Consider the following 17,575-nt stretch of genomic DNA (forward strand, 5'->3'; position numbering starts at 1 on the left):
CTCCTCATAGCCATGACCGCGTCATCTGCAGCAGCGCAAACCCCAAAGCGCTCGCCGCGACCAGCAGCGTATCCCTGTTTTGCCAGCGCAGGGTGCTTTTTCGCTGCAGCTGCCGCTTGCCGTCGATTCGTTTCATTTCCATCGCTACGGTCATCTGCTCCGCTTTGTGGAACATGGCCAGCAGCAGCGGAACGACCAAGGCAGGAACATCCCGCATCCGTACGGTTCCCGGGCGGATCGCTGCCTTGCCCCTGGCCCGGACGACCGCCGAGAAGCGCTGCCATTCCCGCATAATCAGCGGAATGAAGCGGAATATGAGCGAGACAGCCAAGGCGAACGACTCCACAGGCAGCTTCAGCCTGCGGAGAAAAGCCAAGGCCCAGTTCAGCCCCTGTACGAGCTGTCCATACGGGGTGGACACGGCCAACCAATAGCCGGCCATTAGGACAAGGAACAGCCGGGTGAGTGTGAACGCCGCGCCCCAGCCGCTCGCAAGCGAGAAGCCCAGCGGATAACCGCCGGACGCGGCTCTCCACTCCAGGCCGGCGAGCACGATCGAAATGAACATGAAGATCAAGAACGGCACGGCCACCTTCCAGCTGCCGCGGACCGCGGGGCGCGGCAGTCCGGCAAACGAGAGGCCCAGGAGCAGCCCCGCTGCCCCAAGGCCGCTCCACCCCGTCTGCTGCATCGTCCCGATGACGAGCAGCAGATAGAGCAGCCACTTGGCGCGGGGATCCCGCGCCAGCCAGGCTGCCTGCGCCGGCGCAGGCTCCTCGCGCGGCGCGCGCTCCGGCGCTGCCGCCTGCGGCGCCGGGGCCGCCATGGCGCTGCCGCGTTCGCGCAGCGCACGCGCAATCGCCGGCACGGCCTGTGCCGGCGCCAGCAAGTCCGGCGCGATGGCGATGCCGTATCGCGCCAACGCCTGAGCGGCCTCCACACAGCTCGGGAGGCCGACACCCGCGCGCGCCAGCAGCTCCGGCACGCGGCACAGCGCTTCCGGCGAGCCGTCGAAGACAAGCTCGCCGCGGTCCAGGACAAGGACACGGTCAGCCAGCGGCAGGAACGTGTCCAGATCATGCGTGGCGATGACGAAGCCGCCACGCGGTCTCCCGCGAATCAGGCGCACCAATTCGCGGACGGCCGCCGCCTCGAGGCCGGCGGTTGGCTCGTCCATAAGGAGCCAATCCGGCTCTGTGGCGAAGGTCGTAGCAAGTGCCAACCGGCGCTGCTCGCCGCCGCTCAGGCTGAAGGGCGACCGCTCTAGGGCGAAGACGCCGCGGGGATCGAGATCGGCACTGGCGGATCGCATGCGCCGCTCGCGCTCGGCAGCCGACAGCCGATAGGGCCGCAAGGAGTAGGCAAACTCCTGACGGATACTGCTCGCAAACAATTGCTGCTCCGGGAATTGGAAAATGAGCCCTAGGCGCAGCAAATGCGCTTGGTCAACCTTCCTCTTGTGCCAGAGCGGCTGTCCATCCAGCAGGGCGGTCCCGGCAGCAGGTTCGAGAATGCCTCCCATAATCTGCAGCAAAGTGGATTTACCCGACCCGGTCCGCCCGATCAGAACGGTGACCGAACCGTCGGGAAGATCCAGGCTGATATCCTTCAACAGCGGATGATCGGCATTGTCGGGCGCACTAACCTGAACATGATGTAAGGTTAAGGGCATGCGTCCATCACCGCCTCAGCCAGTTCTTCCATACCCAAGGGCAGCCGCCGCAGCCTGCAGCCTTTCTGCAGCAGGCCGATCGCTGTCTTGACGACATAGGGCGAATCGAACCCCATTTCCATACATGGCGTTAGAACCGGCAAATCGCCCGCATTCTCCCCGTAAAAGAACGCCCGCGGCTCCCCGTCGAACGTAATCTTCCCGTCGCTGAATCCGACGATGCGCGTAGCATCGGCCGCTTCCTCCAGCCGGTGCGTGATCCAAACGATCGTCGTCTCTCGCTTATGCGCCTCGCGAACAGCTTGGCGCACTTCTTTCCTTGAGGCCGGGTCGAGCATCGCCGTCGGTTCATCCAGTACCAAAATTTCCGGCTGCACGGCCAGCGCCGCGGCCAGGTTCACGAGCTGCTTCTGTCCGCCCGACAGTGTGGCAAGCTGTCGCTCAAGCGAAAGCGATAAGCCGACGGCTGACAAGCTCTCCCGGTACCACGCATGGCGCTCCTCCTCGGACATCTCCTGCGCTGCCGGCAGGTAGTCCAGCTCCTCCATGATCGTATCGCCGACGAACTGCGCGTCAGGCAGCTGGAGTACGCCTCGGATATGCCTCGCTTCATTACGCAGCAGCTCTCCGCTTGAGAGCGGACTCAAGCCCAGCAGTACGCTGGCCAATGTGCTTTTGCCGCTGCCGTTAGGCCCGATAACCATCAACCATTCGCCTTTATAAATATTCAAATCGACATTCGACCATACCCGTCTGCCGCCTCCCGATTCCGTTCGATAGACGACGGCAGCCTGATGCAGCGAAGCCACGACTTCACGTTCTTCCTTCATTGCCATATGTAAAATGTTCCTTCCACTTTCCAAAAAGTTGTGCTATGATCTGAATAAAATTATATGTCAACCAATATTCCGGTATATTAGTTAACAATAATAACAATATCAGAAACAGGAGCGATGAACAATATGAAACTCACCTTGCGCGGCGTTGTTTTCAGTGCCCTATTTGCAGCTATTCTTGTTCTATTCAGCTTTGCGCAGATTTCTTTACCTTTCACACCTGTGCCCATTACCCTGCAAACTCTGGCGGTTATGCTCGCAGGAGGCTTGCTGGGAGCCCGCTATGGCTTTCTTAGTATGGCCCTTGTCGTCATCTTGACCGCTATCGGCTTCCCGATGCTTCATGGGAATGGCGGGTTAGGCGTCGTCCTCGGACCTACGGGCGGGTTCATTATGATTTGGCCGATATCCGCTATGCTCATCGGGATCATTTTGCCGCGTATTCGTGTACAGGGCTTCATGGGCTATGTAGCTGCGTTCCTCGTGCTTGAAATTTTCGGATCACTTGTTCTCTACCTGGCCGGCGTGCCTTGGTTAATGTACAAAGTGCCAAGCTTTACGTTCGACAAAGCTATGGCCGCAGCCTGCTATCCGTTCTTATTGGGCGATGCGATCAAAGCTGTCGTCGCTGCACTCATTATCGCTCCGGTTCGGCAAGTTTTTCCGCCGGCCCGGCTTACCGGCTCCTCATCGCATAGCGTTGTACGCAATACCGACTTAAGCGTGTAACTTAAGGCCTTACTGCCCATTCTTCGCGGGCGGTAAGGCTTTTTTTATACCATTTGCGAATTTTTACGATTTTGTAATGTGCGGGCCCTATTTTTTATTCGATTGTAATGCCCCAGCCTGTAAGCTAGTTCATGTAGACAACAGCACCGTAACTTCACGCTCTTCCCAAGAGCAACTACATTCTATCGAACAGGAGTGTTATAGATGACAACGAACAAAAAACTAGCCGCACTAACAATCACAGCAACCATCGGTTTGTCCGCGATATTGCCATTCAACGCGCTGGCCGCCAGCCCGTTCTCCGACTCCGCAAGCTCCGCCAAGGTACAAACGGCGATTGAACAGCTAGCTCAGCAGAACGTGCTGTCCGGTTATGAAGATCACAGCTTCCACCCTGAACAGGCCGTTACTCGCGCCGAAATTGCCAAAATGGTCACCTTGGCCTTGCATGTGAACGTAGACTCTGGAGCTGTATCCAAATTCGCAGACGTTGCGTCGGGAGACTGGTTCTATTCTTACGCTGCCGCTCTCGAAGCAGCCGGAGCTATTGAAGGGGCTAACGGACAATTCCAAGGCCGCAGCACCGTATCGGGCGAGCAGCTCGCGAACATCGTAGCCAAAGTGCTGAAGGTTGACGCAGCCGCTATACGGCAATTGCCAAGCTTTGCTGCTTTGACAAGCAGCCCGATCACCCGCGGGGAGGCCGCACTGTTTGTATTTGAGGCGCAGCAATTAGCTTCTATTCATGTAACCAAACTGGAGGCATTGAATGCCATTACCCTGCAGGTTACCTTCTCCGCACCCCTTCCGGCAGCCGATTTGGAGCTTGATCAAGCGTCCAAAAACTTCGTTTTTGACAACGGTCTGGCCATCAATAACGTTCCTCGTTTGAAAACAGGCGCCACTTCGACATACATCGTTCCTGTGCCTACACAGAAAGCGGGTACGACTTACACGTTAACATATAAAGGCCAGCCTGCGGGCACATTCACTGCGAGCACGGAGAGAATTGTCTTGGACTCCACACAGCAGGTGTCCAACGATTCGTTCGAGGTTGAATCCCATCTCGCGGATGGCGTGGCTGACTACGGCTATGTCATTGCGGCTTACAGCAAAGGTCGTCCGGGCTCCTTCATCGTGGATGAAAGCAATACGTACAATGGCGTGACGTACCAAATTCTTTCTTCCATGCGTAACCGCGAGGTGCAAATTACACCGGAAGGCGGTACACCGATGACCGCCAAATATTTACCTTTCACACAAGCAACGGACGGCCGTCAAGCGCCTAAGTTCCTGCTGCCTGACGGGGCAACGTTCAAACCGGGCGTTACGTACACGGTTTCCGCCGATTGGGCGACTTTGAAGCATGCGACCTTCACCGCCAAAGACATCGCTCCACTGACGATTCAATCCGCCTCTGCTGTGGATGCGAAGACGATTAGCGTAACGCTCTCGCAAGATCCGCAGGATGAAATCTTCGTTTCACGCCGTGTAACGCTAACTGGAACTGACGGTTCCGTGCTGACGGCCGAATATACGCTGACTACGCGCAAAGGCGCTACCGGTACATTCGCTTTGCTGAATAACAGCGAGTTGGTGCCGGGCATGACCTACACCGTCGCTCCGGTGGGCAAGTGGGCCACAGCAACAAGCGTCAACCTGATTGCCGCTAAATAAAGCTTAGGCACAAGGAGTACCTTCAATAGGGTGCTCCTTGTGTTTCCCTATTTTTACTACGAAATCGAGGTGTTATGATGATGCTGATTCGAAATAAAACGTTTTTGGCGATTGTCAGCCCGCTAACCTTGTTCCTGGCGCTGGTTGGATGCAGTACGTCCCAAACGGTGTCACCACCGGCGGCCGCCGGTTCCTCACCTGTGGCCGGCTCTGCCGTTCCCGGCACAAGCGCGGCGCCAGCCGCTACGCCCGGTCTGGGAGTTGCGAAGCCTTCCCCTGAAACGACGCTGCTTGTCACGCATTCCAAGAGCGATTACATCTCTTTTCTCGATCCTGCCACAGGGGGCTTCGAGAAGCTGACCGTCGGGGCGGCGCCCTTCGCTATTGCGGTGGGAACTGATCATCGCGCTTACGTTTCAACGGCGGAAGGCGTTGCTGTTGTGGACACCCGGGAGCGCAAGCGGCTGGCTCTCGTGCCTTATCTGGGAGCTGATGCAATCGGCAAGCCGCAGTACGGCGAGTACCGCCCCGGAGGCATGGGGATCGCCTCAAGCCCGGACGGCAAATTCGTTTATGTCGGCGTTTATTTGACCGGCGGCCGCGGCAGGGCAAGCCAGCTCGAAATCTTGGATACGGAGAAGCTCGCCATGACCGGATCTGTCTCCGTCGGCATCCGCCCGTTCGATGTCGTGACGAGCCCGGACGGCCGGGAAGTTTACAGCATCGACCATGACTCCTACTCCGTGACGGCTGTCGATCCAGTCAAGCTTCAAACCCGCACGTTCGAGGCGGCTCCTTATGGCAAAGGCGGCTTCGAGAAGCCGCATTATGCAGCCGTTCGCGCGGACGGCCGTCTGCTCCTGCCTTACCAAGGCCGCGGACTCGTCGTCCTTGACCCTGCCCGCGGCAGCTATGATGTGAAGCCGTTGACTGGGAATACGCATCAGGAAGGCGTCGCGATGACATCTGACGGCAAGAGGCTGTTCATCGTCGGCATTGGCGCGGCCGGCAGCGCTACCGGCAAGCCTAACTTGACTGTGGTCGATGCGGATACGTATGCGGAGCGGATCATCCCGCTTGCCCGCATGCACCAGATGGCCGCTGTCAGCAAGGACGGCCGGTTCGCCTATTTGACAGGCGGTGTAACTTACGCCGATACGGGCTGGAACGGGATGAGCGTCGTTGACTTGTCGACGGGCGAGGTCCGCGAATTCGAGGTGCCGGATTATCCGCTGGATGTGCAGCTGCTTCCGGAAGGGTAAGCCAGCTTTGTCTCGCGGATTGGGCGCAGCCGAATAACGGCGCTGGTGTCCGTTAGTCATGCGTATCCGCGGCGAACGTCACCTAACTTGGGATATCATCGTCTCCCGAAACGGACAACGGGGAGCGCGTCCCAATCTAACGGACACAGCTGCCGCTATTCGCGCGAAAAGCGCCACGTTTCGCGGCTAACGGACACCAGATACCTTATTTGGCTCATATGGGGCGAATTCTGCCCCTGATAAGCCAAATAACGGTGCTGGTGTCCGTTACAATATTCAAGAGGCCCCTATTCACCGAATAAGGGCCTCTCTGTCCGTTAGCCAAGCGCAGTGCCTTGTCTAACGACCGTGCGAGTATGTACCACTAGCATTTTTGCACAATCCTCCGTAATCTATTGCTCGCCAGTCACAGACCAGAGCAGGGACCGCAGATGCTTACTGCTGCTCCCGCTCCTGTTGCTACTTCCACTACTGTACCTGCTACTCTTACTTCCGTTCCACTTTATTCCTGCTGCTACTACTACTGCCCCTGCTCCTACCTCTACTCCCGCTTCCGTCCTGCTCCCGCTCCTGTTACTACTTCCACTACTGTACCTGCTACTCTTACTTCCGTTCCACTTTATTCCTACTACTACTACTGCCCCTGCTGCTCTTACCTCTACTCCCGCTCCCCGTTTTTACTCCTGTTACTTCTCCCACTTCTGTCCTGCTACTACTCTTACTTCTGTTCCACTTTACTCTTGCGCTGCTGCTCATACCCCCACTCCCGCACCGCCCTCAAGCATGCTTCGCCATGTACCCTACCCCCGGGTACGTCACGATAAGCTCAGCTGCCGCGAGTTCCTGGCCCTCGGCAGCGCTCTTGATTTTCTGGCGGATCCGGGCGATCGTGACCCGCAGATACTCGACTTCGTCGCGGTACTCGCTGCCCCACACCTCGCTGAGCAGCTGCTCGTGCGTCATGACTTTCCCGGCATGCTGCAGCAGCAGCGCGAACAAGTTGTACTCGGTCTCCGTCAGCTTCACTTCCGTCTCGCCAAGCCATATGCGCCGCTGGGCAAGGTTCACGGTCACAGCCCCGAGCGTGATCTCGCTGGCTGCGGCAGGGGGTGCCATGCGCCCATCCATGCGGCGAAGCACAGCGTTCACGCGGGCGAACAGCTCGTCCAGGGAGAACGGCTTCGTCAAATAGTCATCCGCCCCGAGGTTGAGCCCCTGCACTTTGTCGGCACCGTTACTGCGCGCGGTCAGCATGATGACCGGTACGCCGGAATAGGAGCGGAGCCGCTTCAATACTTCGAAACCGTCCATCCCGGGCATCATCAAATCAAGCAAAATCAAATCGGGGTCGAAAGCCTCCACCTTCTCCAGCGCCTCCGCTCCGCTCTGGCACGTCATCGTTTCGAAATCCAACGATTTGAGATTCGCAGCGACGAAGCGTACGATTTTGGGCTCGTCATCGACGATCATGATTTTTTTCTTGTTCATTTCCGCTCTTCATCCCTTTCCCCTGCAAATCTCGGTATCGTCAGCGTGAATGTGCTCCCCTCGCCGAGCTTGCTCTTTACGTGAATCCCTCCGCCATGCGCCTGCATGATGCCTTGGCAGATTGCCAGCCCCAGTCCCGTACCGCCGGTTTGCCGGCTGGACGATACATCGACACGGTAGAACCGGTCGAACAGCTTATCGAGATGCTCCTCGGCAATGCCGATGCCATTGTCCTCCACATCCACCCGCACATACCGCTCGTCCGCATGCGCAGAAACCCGGATCACCGGGTGCCCCTCGTTATAACGGACGGCATTCGTGAACAAGTTCACGAGCACTTGCTCCAATCTCAATTTATCTCCATAGATGAGCGGCATATCCCCGGGCACCCTCACTTCGAACTGCGTATGCGCATCGCTAGCCTGCTGCGGAAGCCTGCGCATCGCCCCTTCGATCACAGCCTGCACACGCAGCGGCTGCGGGGTGATCCGCATCGCACCGGATTCAATTTTGGATATGTCGAGCCAATCATCAATCAGATCCTGGATGCGTCCGATATCCTCGTGGATGCCCTCAAGCAGCTCCTCCTTAAAACTCTCCTCCCACTGCGCATCGACGCGCAGAAGTGTTTCGACGCTGCCTCGTATGCTCGTGATCGGCGTTTTGAATTCATGGGACGCCAGGGAGATCAAATCATTTTTCAACGCGTCGATTTCATGCTCCTTGGTCATATCGCGCCACACGTAACCCCGGCCAAAGACACGTCCGTCTCTAGCTACCTGAAACGCCGAAACCATGATGAACCGTTCCTTGCCTTGGCCGCTCTGTACGGTGAAGGCTCCTTGCACGCTCGCCCCCGTCTTCAGCTTGTTCAGCTCGTCCTGACGCTGCGGAAGCAGCTGCGCAATGCGGTCAAAAAGCGCCGCCTCCCTCATCACAGCCAGTTCCCCCATCGGGATTGCGAACAGCTCGGCCATACGATGGTTGGCGTACACGACCTGATGCTCCATATCGATCAGCACAATCGCGTCGGACATGCTCTCGAGCACCGCATTCAGTGTGGCGTGCTCGTCCTGCAGCCGCTGCGTTCTCTCCTCAACTCGCCCTTCCAGCTCGCTGTTAAGCTGGAGCAGCGCCGTCTGATTATCCTTGATCTGCCCGGCCATCCGCAAGAAATGATCAGCCAGCATTTGCAGCTCCAACGGCGCTCCCTTGGGAACGACCTGGCTGTCCGGCTCTACGAAGGTTCCGCCTGCAAGCCGCTGCGTGTAGCCGACTAAGGCATGAATCGTGCCGTTCAATCGTTTGGCCAGCAAACTGCCCAGCAAGACCGTCACAATGAGCGTAAGGACTAGCAGCAGCACGGTAATGCTGAGCGATTCGGTGAAGGCGGCATTCGCAGCCGCTTTGGACCTGCTGACCCAGACGGTCCAATCGATTTCCGGAATGACTTTGTACGTAATCAGCTCTTTCTGGGCGGATGTATGCAGCTGATACGTGCCTTCGCCTTTCTGCTGCTGCCGCGCGTCTTGGGCTGCCGGCTCCCCGGATAAATCGGCCAACGTCTCGGTCAGCTGCGCATCCGGATGATAGATCGGCTTCCCCGCATGATCCAGCACGACCGGATAAGCCGCTTGACCGTAATCGTACTTCGTCACAAGCTCCTTGATCGGCGCCAGATCCAGCACGGCGAGGACGAAGCCGTCGAGCTGCCTGCTCCCCTTGTAGACCGGCACCGCAATCGCGACGGCAGGGCGGTTCAGCCCCTCGGGCCCGCGAAACAGCGAGGAAATGACCGTGTTTTGCGCGGACTGCACCCGCTTGGCATAATCCCGGTCCCCCACATCCATGCCGATCAAACCGTTATCCGCCAGCGTTTGCGTCGCTTTGACGAAGCCGCCTGCATCCACCACATAGATGCCTGCGAAGCCCGCCAAGTTTTGCTGCAAGGACTGTAGCTTAAGCGTCAAGCTTTCCCGCGTGCGGAACGGAGCGTCCGAGGCTGAAATCGTAGCGGCCAGCGTTTCCACGGCGTTGCGGTGGTAGTACATGTAATCCTGCACGGCATCCCCAAGCCGGTACGTCGTGACCTGCTGATTCCGGTTGGACTCTTGCGTGATTTGCATAATTTGCGAAACCTGGAAGGTACCCAGGATTAAGATCGGGATCATCGCCATAATGGCGAACGTTAAGGTTAAATGCGAACGCATCGAATAATGCTTCAAAGGCGTACCTCCGGTCTTCATTCATCCCTTTATTTTACCATTAGCCAATTTGTAATGAAAATGAAATGTGATTTTCATCTGTTTTTAATGAACGCGTCCTATAATAAAAGTCGACCCCCCTTTAAAATATATAGACTTAGACCCGCGGCCCGTTGCTGTGGGTCTCTTTTTTTATCCTCTTGCCAAAACTAATATCATTAGTTATTATTCTAATGTAGTTAGTTCGCAGTAAAGGAGTACGACGATCATGATAACCATTTTACAAGCCGCAAACCTGGGTTTGCGCTTTCTGCTGGAGTTATGCTTGCTCGCTTCCCTTTCTTATTGGGGCTTTCATACGGACAGGGGACTTCTGCTCAAAATCGTTCTAGGCATCGGCACTCCGCTGCTAACTGCCTTCATCTGGGGCATGTTCCTTTCCCCCAAAGCTTCCGTTGCCATAGCGCTGCCGTTCCTGCTGGCCCTGGAAGCCGCGCTGTTCACCGTCGCGGTCCTTGCGCTTTACGCAACCGGCAAACACTCGCTGGCTGTGCTTCTCGGAGCCGTTTATGTCTTGAACCGGCTGCTCATGTGGGTCTGGGAGCAATAAACGAAAAGAACCCGCCATCCGCACGCGGACAAGGCAGGCCCTTTCTTTTTTACATATACGCGATCAGTTGGCCTTCTTTGACCACAACGTCGTACGACAGCAAGCTTTTGGTCGGCACATTCAGACACGCCCCGGAATGAAGATCGAATGTCCATCCGTGCATGGGGCACACGAACTCACCCTTCTCCGCTTCAACGATCGCACCGGCATGCGGACACCGGCTCGATAGAAGCTTGTATGCTTGTCCGTCCTCCGTTTGGATCAACCAAAACAAATTTTTGTCATGCACGACTTCCGCCGGCAGTTTGGTGAAGCTTTGCTCCGAGCCTAGCTGTACCTCTTTCATCGCATTTCCCCCTATGTTGGTCGTTCTGCATTCAGTTTACTGCAATCTCGCTATTCTTACACATAATTTCCCACAATGTTGCGATAGGATGTCCATAATGTTTCGGTACAGTAAGGATGTAAGGGAGAGACACTCACCTACATACCTTCAATTCGAAAGGAGTTTTCCATCGTGAGAACACAATTGAAACGCCGCGTAAGCCAAGCTACTCTATTAGCTTTCATGTTAACCACAGCATTCGGAGCCGTCAGCGCATCGGCTGCCGATGAATCCGCTTCAGAAACGAAACCGACTGCCGCACCTGCCGCACCTGCCGCAGCCATCACCGAGGGGAAGCCGGTTCTGGTGAAGAGCGTTGCCGCAGCACATATCGGCTCCGGCTTGCTGTTTCAGCCGGCTCATGAGCGCAACTACCTGAAGCTGCTCGCCGGCGCTTATGCGCCCGACAGCTTGGATGCATGGAAGCAAGCGCTCGAGGACCGCAAGCAAGCGGAGAGTGAATTGCTGAAACCTACGCTTACAATCGGCGGCCTAATCCCATCGACGAAAGCAGGCGAAGCTGTTGCCGCCCCGATGAATCCGGCGGAAACGAAAACATTCACGCTGAAAGCTGCACCTGCTGCCGTTCCGGATGGCGAAGCACCTTCTTCCGCGCCTCGAGTCAAGAAAATCATCATCTCGAAGGACGGCAGCGGGGAAAGCACCAAGCTTATCCAAGCAATCCCTCTTGAGGGAGCTCCCGTATCCGGTGATATAATGGAGTCAATGCAATTCGAGCCTGTACCTCTTCCTGAATCGTTCGTTCGGCAGCAGAAGCTGACCGAAGCCGTCGAAGCGGATGACGCAGCCGCAATCCAAAGCCTTCTGCCCCAACTGCTGGAGGATTACAAGAAAGAGACGGACAATATCCGCAGCCTGGCCAAAAAGTTGAAAGATCAAGCGACCAAAGCAGAAGAGTAACAATAAACCGGTGGACCGCATTGGCCTATGAAGGCATGCGGCTCCACCTTTCCCCATTTACAGATCGCGAAGGAGGAATGCGGCCCATGTACCGCATTTATTTAGTCGAAGACGAAGAACATTTGAGAGGCGTCCTAGGCGCCTATTTGGAGAAAGAGGGGTGGCAAGTGCGTTCGTTCGCTGACGGAACGTCGGCAAGATCCGCCATTACCGAGCGGCCGGACTTGTGGGTCCTCGATATTATGCTTCCCGGCGTAGACGGGTACCAGCTGATGCGTGAGATTAAAGCGGACCAGCCTGCGCAGCCCGTCATCTTCATCTCGGCCCGGGATGCCGATATTGACCGGATTATCGGCCTGGAGATGGGGAGCGACGATTACTTAGCCAAGCCCTTCTTGCCCCGGGAGCTTGTGATTCGCACGCGCAAGCTGCTGGAACGCGTGTATGCCGGGCATCCCGCCGGCATGGCGCCGGCTTCCCTGGAGCGCCGTACGAAGCTGAACGTGCCCCCCTATCTGATCGATGAGCAGGCGCGCATTGTGACCGGGGAGGACGGAAGCAAATTCGAGCTCACCTCCAAGGAGTTCGAGCTGCTGCTGTACTTGACCGGCCATCACGGGCAGGTGTTGGAACGCGAACAGGTGCTTAGAGCCGTATGGGGCATCGACTATTTCGGAACAGACCGCGTCGTGGACGATTTGGTGCGGAGACTTCGCCGCAAGCTGCCGGAACTTCGTCTGGAAACTGTATACGGATACGGGTATAGGATGGTGAAATTATGACGCTGCGTTTCGGACAATGGCCGCTGGTCATGAAGCTATGGAGCGCTTTTGCCTCCTTGACGCTGTTGATCTTCACGATGCTGGCCGTCCTGCTCCCTTGGACGTTAAAGGACTTTTTCACGGAACAGCTTTACGATATTTTGTTGGATACGCAGAGCGGGCTCCATATGGAAGCAGCCGCTTTGACTGCACCATCCCCCACCATCACCCTTATGACAAAGGTAGGAAATTCCCTTGTAACGGATATGAAGCCTGTTGTACCCTCCGCTAAGGCGGAGAATACGGAAGCCGTACAGGCGGTTCCGATTATCAAAGGAGGACGCATCCACATAGGAGCAAGCACGGCGACCGAGTCTTCTCAGATTGAGCCCGTGCCTCAACCGATGTCCGAAGCGGCCGCATCTGGAGAAGCACCCGCTCCCGCAGCCGCATTGGATTCTCCCTCAATCGCCGCCCGCGTCATTTCACCCTTTACGGCGACATTAAGCGCTCCGGCCATTCGGCATTTTACGATTATCGGAACCCCGGGTGCTCAAGATACTTTGAGCACGGCTGCAGGGAGCAGTGAGCCTTTCCTGCAAGCCATGGAGCAGGATGCTTTCGCCCAGAAGCTGCCTGTCGCCAAATATTCAACGAGCATCGATAACAAAAGCGTGTTCTACGTCATCCGCAAAGAATTGATCCAAGGCCAGCCCAGCTTCATCGTGTCCTATGCTTGGGGCAATTACCGCAACGATCTGGTGATGACGATGTTCGGCAGACTGATGCTGATGATGGTCGGCCTCATCGTCCTCTCATGGCTGCCCTGCTTGATCATCGCCCGCTACTTCACCCGCCCGCTCGTGCAGATGGAGCGGCATGTCGGACGCATGGCCGAGCGCGACTGGCATGAGCCGATCGAGACGGACCGCAAGGATGAAGTCGGCCGTCTGGCCAAAGCGATCGAGGCGATGCGGCAGCGCCTTGTGCGCCAGGACCGGGCGCAGCAATTTTTCCTGCAGCACACCTCGCATGAGCTCAAAACGCCGGTCATGGTCATTCGCAGCTACGCGCAGTCGATTCAAGACGGTGTTTTCCCCAAAGGCAGCCTGAGTGAAAGCGTAGGCGTCATTATGAAAGAAGGCGAACGGCTGGAGAAGCGGATTCGCGACCTGCTGCTGTTGAACAAGCTGAATTATGTAACGGCCAGAGAGAAGCCGTTCCGTTCCTTTGCGCTGCAGGAGGTCGTGGAGGATGTGATGGAGCGCCTGCGCTACCGGCGCCCGGAAATCGAGTGGCAGACGGAACTCTCCCCCGTAACGCTGGCCGGCGATCCCGATCAATGGAAGATCGCACTCGAGAATATGCTCGACAATCAGCTGCGCTATGCCAAGAGCTGTATACGGATTGTGCTTACGCCACATCCAGTTGGCGAATGCACGGCGGCTGCGGACGGCTTCTCGCTGCTGCGGCTCAGCAACGACGGTCCGCCTATCGAACAGGCTGTAGCGGACAGCCTGTTCGAGCCGTTTCGCTCCGGCGGTGACGGTGAGTTCGGCCTTGGACTGGCCATTGTGAAGCAAATTGTTGAGCATCACGGCATGACGGTTCGCGCTGCGAACGAGCGTGACGGCGTATCCTTTTTTATTGAGCGGGGGGTTGAGGAGCCCGACAAAGGCAGCGATGCCTCCATGCCGAAAGTATCTTAGGGCAGGCATAATAACAGAAGCTATCCAGAAGGTCTATAATCAGACCGTAGGGATAGCTTCTTTGTCGTATGCGTAGGATGAGGAAATAGAGTGCGCTATGATGTCTGAAACCAAGCACGCAGCGAGTGCATTGGGAAATACAATCCTCTATTTTGCCAATAATGACCGGACTAGCAGCTTTTCGAGGCTAATAAGATACTGGATTTCCGCTCGGCATAAGAATGCATCCGTATTTGCCCATATAGCGCCTCCTATTTCCCATTCGCACAAAAGGAACATTGTGCATGCGCTCAGCAAGGAACTCTTATGCCTTCGCTTTATTGGAGTTGCGGCTCATCGCCCACAGCGTGAACCAAATCAAGATAAATCCCGCGAGCTGGCCAAGCGTCAGCTTCTGTCCGAACACGAGCCAATTCATGAGAACCCCTACCGCAGGGAACGCAAGCTCAGCCAATGTGGCGAAGAACGCCTTCGTGGACGAAAGCCCTTTGTAGTAGAGCAGCATGGAGAGCAGCCCCGGGAAAAACGCCTGAAACAGCAGGTTCACCGCGATCAGCGCCATGGCTCCGCCGGATCCGTTAGCATGCCACGCATTGCCGCTCGACAGCAGGACGACCGTCAGCAGCGGGATTGCCAGCAGGAAGCGGAGCGAAGTGACAACAGGGAAATCCAGCTTTTGATGGAGCAGATATTTCCCCATGACCGTCGAGCCGCCCCACAGGGCAGCCGCCAGAATGGAGAATAGGCAAGCTACGGTGCCGAGGTCATGCAAGCCCAACTGCGGCGAAGCAAAGCCGAACGTCAACAGATAAGTGCCTAACAGCGCAACAAGGATATAGGCAGCAAATTTGGAGGGCAACGTTTCTTTGAGCAGCACGCGGGCTAATAGGATAGCGAATAAGGGCTGTAATTTCTGCAAAAGTAAAATGGCATTGGCATTACCGTGCGAGAAAGCCGCCGTGAACAGGATCGTAGCGATGGCGGAACCGCCCCATGAGATAAAGAGCAGGGCGCCGATGACGGCAAGCGTCAGCTTGCCGGCCAGTGTCTTGCGGTACTTCGCCAGTACCGGCACTGCGTACAAAGCCAGCAGCAGATGCTCGACAAAAACGATCTGCGCAGAGGTAAAGCTCTTCAACAGCAAAATCCGGAACAGCGGATCAAGCCCCCATAACGTAGCGCCGAGAGCGACGTACCAGATGCCGCTGATACCGCGACTGCGCGTAGACAGGACCTCCGCGCTTTTACTTCTCAACTCGAATGCATTCTCCAATTCAAAAACCTCCTAAGGATTTTTTTGAATTGAACCTTCTGAAAAGAGACGATGCCCCCACTGGCATTCAGCGGGGGCATCGACAAACAGACCTGCCAAAAACATAAGTTTTTGACAAGCTGCTTTTCACCTTCTCCCATCCGGACTATAACCGTCGGCCTTGGAATCGCACCAAGTCAGTCCCAGCCTGTAGGCCGGGAGTCGCGGGCTTGAGATACAACGGACGTATCTTCACCGCCGGTAGGGAATTACACCCTGCCCCGAAGGTTCAACTTCTATTGAAGTGTATCTTAACATGTTACAGTTTAACTGGCAATACATTTCTGCACATCTTTCTGCAAGACATATCTGCAAGAACCGCCATAAAGCGGCAGCCTATTTCATCTCCAGAACCGGAATATGGAAAAACACAATCAGGAACGCCGTACAAACCAAGCAAAGTAACCAAGCCCACAGCGGTTTCGCGAAATGCAGCCGGAGTCCGAGGAACATGAATACCCAGACAACGATGGACCAAGCGAAGCTCCAGTTGTTGTGATAAGTCATTAAATGCGCAAAGAAGAACACCGCTTCGACGCCGGTAAAAGCAATTGACCAGGCCGCTATATAAACAAGCTGTTTCCACATCCGCGACTTCAAAGGATAATGCGTTAAATAGACCAGCACAATACAGGGGAGATTCGTGAAAGCGATCATGAAATCCGCCAATGTATGGTTGGGAATAGTCGACGTTTTATGAAACTGCCAAAGTTGGTGCTTATAAAGGAGCAGAGAAATGAAGAAATCCACACTAACGGCGAACAAGATAGTGGGATAGTAGGTTCTCCAGTTTCTCCAATCCCCGAAACGCCACGCCGAAATCAGGCACAGCAGGGCCATAGCTATAGGTAAAGATGAACGAAAAAAGGCTGCTGCGTCACCCATCGATTAACTCCATTCATAAAGCTTTACTTCCTGCAAGTTCACTCATCTGCTTGATACCTTAGTATTCCATTTATGGCTGTTTCGTATGAATCATACAGTGGTTAACTTGCATTCGCGACCTGCTTCCCCCGGTTGTTCTTTCTAAGCAGCGCCCTCAAGCTATCGAAATTGGCACAAATGGTGCCGGCGATCACCGTCAGCACTCCCGCTGCGGTCAGCCATGTGATCGTTTCCCCATAAAAGACAACCCCGACCGCGAGAGCAATGAGCGGCGAGACATACAGCCATGTAGCCGGAAAGACTGGATTCGTCTTGGCTACAAGCCAATAAAACAAGCTGTGGCCGACCATGGATCCGATGACGGTCAAATAGAGCAGAGAACCGGCCGCCTTCGCATTCAACAGGCCTGAGACGTCGAACGGCTCCGTGAAAAAGGACAGGATGAGGAGCAGGCCTCCACCCCATATCATCTGGGCAGCGTTCAGGGCGATCGGCGAAGCCTCGGGGAATTGCTGAATAACACGCTTGGCATAGAGAGCGCCGGAAGAATAGAACAATTCCCCGACGAGAATCGCTGCGCATCCCGCCACCCAAGCGAGATTAGCCGCAATCGCCACATTCGGAAGCAGCAGAATGACAATGCCCGCGAAGCCTAGCATACAGCCGAATACGGACAGCCTCGTCGCTTTCAGCCGCAGCACGAAGGTTTGCAGCACGAGAATCATCATCGGCCCCGTGGCCGATAATACCGCAGCAATGCCGGATGCAACGTGCTGCTCCGCCCAATACAAAGTCGAGAACGTACCGAAGGTCAGTCCGATTCCCGTCAGCAGCATTTCCCGGCGGAACAGGTGAGCGAACCTGGCTTTCCCCCGCCATACCATCCAGCCAAATAATATCAAACCGGCTACTATAAATCTCAAGCCCGCTGAGAAAAATGGCGGCGCCGATGCATCCACCCCCACTTTAATCGCCAGAAACGTCGTGCCGAAAATAAAACAAACAAGCAAATAGTTCAAAATAATCATAGCCCTGCCTCCTCTTGGTAAGTATCATACAAGGGACAGAACAGAACAGTTGCCAATCTATAGAACAGTTAACCGTGGTTTAGGTTATTATAGTTA

At 55.8% G+C, this 17,575-nt stretch carries 15 protein-coding genes and 1 riboswitch; of the genes, 7 read left to right on the forward strand and 8 right to left on the reverse strand.

The genetic code is table 11. From position 1 onward, the window contains the following. Nucleotides 1-4: 4 nt before the first annotated feature. Entirely contained in the window at nucleotides 5-1,672 is a 1,668-nt protein-coding gene (locus J2X61_RS14130; protein ID WP_310188444.1) for an ATP-binding cassette domain-containing protein, read from the reverse strand. After that, the gene (locus tag J2X61_RS14135; RefSeq protein WP_310188447.1) at nucleotides 1,663-2,508 is read right to left on the reverse strand and encodes an energy-coupling factor ABC transporter ATP-binding protein; all 846 of its coding nucleotides are present in this window, start codon (nucleotides 2,506-2,508) and stop codon (nucleotides 1,663-1,665) included. The genes J2X61_RS14130 and J2X61_RS14135 overlap by 10 nt, the downstream gene beginning before the upstream one ends. Nucleotides 2,509-2,634: 126 nt before the next feature. Here J2X61_RS14135 and J2X61_RS14140 point away from each other — a divergent pair, with 126 nt between their 5' ends. The 3 genes from J2X61_RS14140 to J2X61_RS14150 all read left to right on the forward strand — a co-directional run bounded on the left by J2X61_RS14140 (nucleotide 2,635) and on the right by J2X61_RS14150 (nucleotide 6,176). Continuing rightward, nucleotides 2,635-3,237 carry a biotin transporter BioY gene (locus J2X61_RS14140; protein ID WP_310188451.1) on the forward strand — a complete coding sequence of 201 codons (603 nt, stop codon included), beginning with the start codon at nucleotides 2,635-2,637 and terminating at the stop codon, nucleotides 3,235-3,237. 204 nt (nucleotides 3,238-3,441) lie between these two features. After that, a complete protein-coding gene (locus tag J2X61_RS14145; RefSeq protein ID WP_310188453.1) occupies nucleotides 3,442-4,914 on the forward strand; it encodes an S-layer homology domain-containing protein in 1,473 nt (490 codons plus the stop codon). Nucleotides 4,915-4,994: 80 nt separating this feature from the next. Then, nucleotides 4,995-6,176, forward strand: coding sequence for a beta-propeller fold lactonase family protein (locus J2X61_RS14150; protein ID WP_310188456.1), 1,182 nt, complete (start codon nucleotides 4,995-4,997; stop codon nucleotides 6,174-6,176). Nucleotides 6,177-6,953: 777 nt separating this feature from the next. Here the strand turns inward: J2X61_RS14150 and J2X61_RS14155 are convergent. Further along, on the reverse strand, nucleotides 6,954-7,664 hold the full coding sequence (locus tag J2X61_RS14155) for a response regulator transcription factor (RefSeq protein WP_274467233.1): 711 nt from the start codon (nucleotides 7,662-7,664) through the stop codon (nucleotides 6,954-6,956). Further along, a complete protein-coding gene (locus J2X61_RS14160; RefSeq protein ID WP_310188459.1) occupies nucleotides 7,661-9,889 on the reverse strand; it encodes a sensor histidine kinase in 2,229 nt (742 codons plus the stop codon). The genes J2X61_RS14155 and J2X61_RS14160 overlap by 4 nt, the downstream gene beginning before the upstream one ends. A gap of 247 nt (nucleotides 9,890-10,136) precedes the next feature. On the opposite strand from J2X61_RS14160, the gene J2X61_RS14165 reads away from it, so the two are divergent. After that, complete coding sequence (locus J2X61_RS14165; protein ID WP_310188462.1) at nucleotides 10,137-10,478, forward strand: YrdB family protein; 342 nt, start codon at nucleotides 10,137-10,139, stop codon at nucleotides 10,476-10,478. A gap of 49 nt (nucleotides 10,479-10,527) precedes the next feature. On the opposite strand, the gene J2X61_RS14170 is transcribed toward J2X61_RS14165, so the two are convergent. Beyond that, a complete protein-coding gene (locus J2X61_RS14170) occupies nucleotides 10,528-10,824 on the reverse strand; it encodes a Rieske (2Fe-2S) protein (protein WP_274467236.1) in 297 nt (98 codons plus the stop codon). Between the two features lie 171 nt (nucleotides 10,825-10,995). Between J2X61_RS14170 and J2X61_RS14175 the strand changes: the two genes are divergently transcribed. The 3 genes from J2X61_RS14175 (at nucleotide 10,996) to J2X61_RS14185 (ending at nucleotide 14,254) form a co-directional block, all read left to right on the forward strand. After that, nucleotides 10,996-11,784, forward strand: coding sequence for a hypothetical protein (locus J2X61_RS14175; RefSeq protein WP_310188466.1), 789 nt, complete (start codon nucleotides 10,996-10,998; stop codon nucleotides 11,782-11,784). Nucleotides 11,785-11,870: 86 nt separating this feature from the next. Then, entirely contained in the window at nucleotides 11,871-12,566 is a 696-nt protein-coding gene (locus J2X61_RS14180) for a response regulator transcription factor (RefSeq protein WP_274467238.1), read from the forward strand. Further along, nucleotides 12,563-14,254: a HAMP domain-containing protein gene (locus tag J2X61_RS14185; RefSeq protein WP_310188468.1), complete on the forward strand. Its 1,692-nt coding sequence runs from the start codon at nucleotides 12,563-12,565 to the stop codon at nucleotides 14,252-14,254. The genes J2X61_RS14180 and J2X61_RS14185 overlap by 4 nt, the downstream gene beginning before the upstream one ends. Nucleotides 14,255-14,558: 304 nt before the next feature. On the opposite strand, the gene J2X61_RS14190 is transcribed toward J2X61_RS14185, so the two are convergent. From J2X61_RS14190 to J2X61_RS14200, 3 genes are all read right to left on the reverse strand, one after another. Beyond that, nucleotides 14,559-15,527 carry a DMT family transporter gene (locus tag J2X61_RS14190; RefSeq protein ID WP_274467240.1) on the reverse strand — a complete coding sequence of 323 codons (969 nt, stop codon included), beginning with the start codon at nucleotides 15,525-15,527 and terminating at the stop codon, nucleotides 14,559-14,561. A gap of 124 nt (nucleotides 15,528-15,651) precedes the next feature. Beyond that, nucleotides 15,652-15,799, reverse strand: a riboswitch (FMN riboswitch). 103 nt (nucleotides 15,800-15,902) lie between these two features. After that, nucleotides 15,903-16,451, reverse strand: a complete 549-nt coding sequence (locus J2X61_RS14195) for a CBO0543 family protein (RefSeq protein ID WP_274467242.1) — start codon at nucleotides 16,449-16,451, stop codon at nucleotides 15,903-15,905. Between the two features lie 101 nt (nucleotides 16,452-16,552). Beyond that, complete coding sequence (locus tag J2X61_RS14200) at nucleotides 16,553-17,479, reverse strand: DMT family transporter (RefSeq protein WP_274467243.1); 927 nt, start codon at nucleotides 17,477-17,479, stop codon at nucleotides 16,553-16,555. Nucleotides 17,480-17,575 lie beyond the last annotated feature (96 nt).

Origin of the sequence: Bacillus sp. 3255 (assembly GCF_031456485.1) — a bacterium.
GTDB lineage: Bacteria > Bacillota > Bacilli > Paenibacillales > NBRC-103111 > Paenibacillus_E.

Coding starts and splice junctions, on each gene's coding strand:
- J2X61_RS14130 (WP_310188444.1), bottom strand. CDS start 1,672: ATGCCCTTAACCTTACATCATGTTCAGGTTAGTGCGCCCGACAATGCC.
- J2X61_RS14135 (WP_310188447.1), bottom strand. CDS start 2,508: ATGGCAATGAAGGAAGAACGTGAAGTCGTGGCTTCGCTGCATCAGGCT.
- J2X61_RS14140 (WP_310188451.1), top strand. CDS start 2,635: ATGAAACTCACCTTGCGCGGCGTTGTTTTCAGTGCCCTATTTGCAGCT.
- J2X61_RS14145 (WP_310188453.1), top strand. CDS start 3,442: ATGACAACGAACAAAAAACTAGCCGCACTAACAATCACAGCAACCATC.
- J2X61_RS14150 (WP_310188456.1), top strand. CDS start 4,995: ATGCTGATTCGAAATAAAACGTTTTTGGCGATTGTCAGCCCGCTAACC.
- J2X61_RS14155 (WP_274467233.1), bottom strand. CDS start 7,664: ATGAACAAGAAAAAAATCATGATCGTCGATGACGAGCCCAAAATCGTA.
- J2X61_RS14165 (WP_310188462.1), top strand. CDS start 10,137: ATGATAACCATTTTACAAGCCGCAAACCTGGGTTTGCGCTTTCTGCTG.
- J2X61_RS14170 (WP_274467236.1), bottom strand. CDS start 10,824: ATGAAAGAGGTACAGCTAGGCTCGGAGCAAAGCTTCACCAAACTGCCG.
- J2X61_RS14180 (WP_274467238.1), top strand. CDS start 11,871: ATGTACCGCATTTATTTAGTCGAAGACGAAGAACATTTGAGAGGCGTC.
- J2X61_RS14185 (WP_310188468.1), top strand. CDS start 12,563: ATGACGCTGCGTTTCGGACAATGGCCGCTGGTCATGAAGCTATGGAGC.
- J2X61_RS14195 (WP_274467242.1), bottom strand. CDS start 16,451: ATGGGTGACGCAGCAGCCTTTTTTCGTTCATCTTTACCTATAGCTATG.
- J2X61_RS14200 (WP_274467243.1), bottom strand. CDS start 17,479: ATGATTATTTTGAACTATTTGCTTGTTTGTTTTATTTTCGGCACGACG.